The 2,997-nt window shown below is 75.5% G+C and carries 2 protein-coding genes and 1 pseudogene; all 3 read left to right on the forward strand.

Annotated features, from left to right (window positions below):
- A pseudogene (locus B0E53_RS34915) lies at positions 1-1,446 on the forward strand (adenylate/guanylate cyclase domain-containing protein); the annotation flags it as partial.
- A gap of 103 nt (positions 1,447-1,549) precedes the next feature.
- The gene (locus B0E53_RS34920; protein ID WP_107079773.1) at positions 1,550-2,032 is read left to right on the forward strand and encodes a hypothetical protein; all 483 of its coding nucleotides are present in this window, start codon (positions 1,550-1,552) and stop codon (positions 2,030-2,032) included.
- A gap of 30 nt (positions 2,033-2,062) precedes the next feature.
- A partial coding sequence (locus B0E53_RS34925; RefSeq protein WP_246835757.1) for a serine/threonine-protein kinase occupies positions 2,063-2,997 on the forward strand: 935 nt, incomplete at its 3' end.

Below are 2,997 nucleotides of genomic sequence, written 5' to 3' on the forward strand. Positions count from 1 at the left end.
GCCGCCCGCCGCGCGCTGCGTTCGGGGGAGCCGGCGCTGGCCGTCGAGTACGCCGAACGCACCGCCGAGCTGGCCCGCGACGGGGTGCCGCTGGCCGACCGGGTGGTGCACGCCCGGGCGCTGCTCCAGATCGGCCGACCGACGGACGCGCTCGCCTTCGCCGAGAAGATCGCCGCCAACGCCGGGGACGCGGCGGCCACCCGGACCAGCGCCCTGCTGCTGGCCGGGCAGGCCCACCAGACCCTGGGCGACGCCGACCGGGCCGAACGCAGCTGGCAGGAGGCGTTGCAGGTGGCCACCGCGGCCAAGCTGCCGACCATGCGCGCCTCGGCCATGCGCCGGCTCGGCATGGCCGACTTCATCGCCGGCCGGCTGGGCCAGGCGAGCAGCCGGCTGGCCGCCTCCTACCAGGTCAGCCTCGCCGCCAAGGATCCGCGTGGGCAGGCCTGGTCGTTGCAGAACCTGGCCTGGGTGACCACCACCCGGGGCGACTTCGCCGGCACCGACGCGGTGCTCGGCCGGGCCGCCCGGCTCTTCGCCGAGTTGAAGGACCCGTACGGGCGGGCCTGGCTGCGCGGCACCACCGCGTTCGCCCGGCTGCTCGCCGGCCGGCTCCGCGAGGCGTGCCGGTTGGCGCAGGTGTTCCTGCCGTTCGGCGAGCGGGTCGGCGAGGCGTGGGCGGTGGGCACGCTCCGCGCCGTCGAGGCGTACGCCACCGCCGAGCTGGGTGAGCTGGCCGAGGCGGACCGCGCGGCGCGTCGGGCGTACCGGGAGTTCGCCGAGGTCGGCGACGACTGGGGGCAGGGCTTCGCGCTGGTCGTGCGCGCGGTGGTGGCGCGCGGGCTGGGCGAGCCGGAGCACGCCGCCGACCTGCTCACCGACGCCCTCGCGTACGCCGACCGCACCGCGCACCCGCTGCTCACCGGGATGGCCGGGACGCTGCGCGGCTTCGTGGCGCTGGACATGGGCGACGCCGAGTCCGCCGAACGGGAGGCCCGGTCGGTGCTGACCACTGTGGAGCCGCACAACCCGCAGGCCCCGGCCCAGGTGGGGCCCCGGGTGCTGCTCGCCGTGGCCCGGCTCGCGGCCGGCGACTCGGCGACCGCCGTGGGGCTGCTCGCCCCGGTCGCCACCGCCGCCGCCAACACCCCGTCGTTGCTCTTCTCCCGCCGGCAGACCATGGCCCGGTACGCGTCCGCGCTGCTCGCCCACGGCCAGCGGGAGCAGGCGCTGGACTGGGCGCAGCGGGCGGTGTCCGCCCCGGCCGAGGACGTGCGCAGCCAGGTCATCGCGCGGATGGTGCTGGCCGAGGCCTTCTCCGCCTGCGGCCGTCCGGCCGAGGCGCTGGCCAGCGCCGAGGAGGCGGTGCGGCTGGCGTACGCCACCGAGCAGCGCAGTGAACGGGCCGTCGCCGACGCGCTCCGCGTTCGCCTCGCCCGGGACTGATCCCGCCCCCAGTTCTGCCGGTTCTGGGGATGTGTCCGTCGGAGGGGGCGGTTAGCGTGGGGGCGAGGGCTGTCCACGTCGACGGCCGCGGGTGGGAGGAACGATGAGGCTGCCGCGCTCCGGCGCCGGCTGGACGATCGCGGTCTTCGGGCTCCTGGCGCTGCTGCTCGGCGCCCTGGGGCTGATCTGGCCGGAGACGCAGCTACGCCTGCTCGGCTTCGAGGTGCCCGCCGAACGCGCCCCCGGTGACTACACCGGCACGTTCCTCACCGCGTCCTCGATGGCCTCGTTCAACATGGGGGTCTACTACCTGCTCGCCGTGGCCACCGAGTGGCGGCCGTTCTACCGGTTCACCGTCTGGTTCCGCCTGGTCACCTTCACCGTGTTCAGCATCGCGGTGCTGTCCGACGTCGCACCGGACCGGTTCTTCGGCGTGGCCGCCTGGGAGGGCCTGGGCGCGGTCGCGACCGCCGTGGGCCTGTGGTGGGATTCCCGCCGGGCGGCCACCGGCCCGGCCGGGCCGGGTGCGGCGGACGACAGTGCTCCGGGCCCGGATGTGGTTCCGGCGACCGACGCGGTGCACTGAGCTACCGGGACCGTTGGGTATTTTCGAGCCGTGACCGAGACCCCGCCCGGCGCCCTGCGGCTGCCCATCGTGCCCGGTCTGACCGACCTGGAGGTATTTGCCCGGGGTGGCTACGCCACCGTCTACCGGGCCACCCAGATCTCGGTGGGGCGCGAGGTCGCCGTCAAGGTGGAGAACCGGACGCTGGCCAGCGAGCGGGACCAGGCGCGCTTCCTGCGTGAGGCGCGGGCCGCCGGCAAGATGTCCTCCCATCCGCACGTGGTGGACCTCTTCGACGTCGGGGTCACCGTCGACCAGCACCCCTACCTGATCATGGAGCTCTGCGACGGCTCGTACGCGGAGCGGATGCGCAGGTGCCCGCTGGGTGCGGTGGAGGCCCGCGACCTCGGCGTGAAGATCGCCGACGCGCTGGCCCACTCGCACGCGGCCGGGGTGCTGCACCGGGACGTCAAGCCGGCCAACATCCTCTACTCGCACTTCAACCCGGCGGTGCTGGCCGACTTCGGGCTGGCGGTGCTGGCCGAGGTGCGCGACGCCTCGGTCACCCTGGAGGTGCTCACCCCGGCGTACGCGCCGCCGGAGATGTTCAGCCACAGTCCGCCCAGCCCGGCCGTCGACGTCTACGCGCTCTGCGCCACCCTCTACGCGGTGATGCACGGCCGCCCGCCGCGCTGGCAGTCCGAGCGCAACCCGAGCCTGGTCACCGTGCTGGAGATGTTCCAGCAGCCGATTCCCGGCCTGCCCGGGGTGCCCGACGAGCTGATCGACGTGCTGCGGCTGGGCATGGCGAACGACCCGGGCGAGCGCCCCTCCGCCGTCGAGCTGCGCGGCCTGCTCGCCGCGCTCCCGCTGGACCCGGGCGCCGCCCCGGTGAGTGGCGCGCCGTACCCGGGGGCCCCGGTCAGCGGCGGTCCGACCACCGGCCGCCACCCGCTGACCCGCACCGGCCAGCCGAGCCCGCGCCC

Origin of the sequence: Micromonospora sp. MH33, from assembly GCF_003013775.1 — a bacterium.
GTDB classification, from domain to species: Bacteria; Actinomycetota; Actinomycetes; order Mycobacteriales; family Micromonosporaceae; genus Micromonospora; species Micromonospora fulviviridis.

What these genes read in the sequence shown, in the direction of transcription:
- B0E53_RS34920 (WP_107079773.1), top strand. Translation starts at nt 1,550, where the DNA reads ATGAGGCTGCCGCGCTCCGGCGCCGGCTGGACGATCGCGGTCTTCGGG.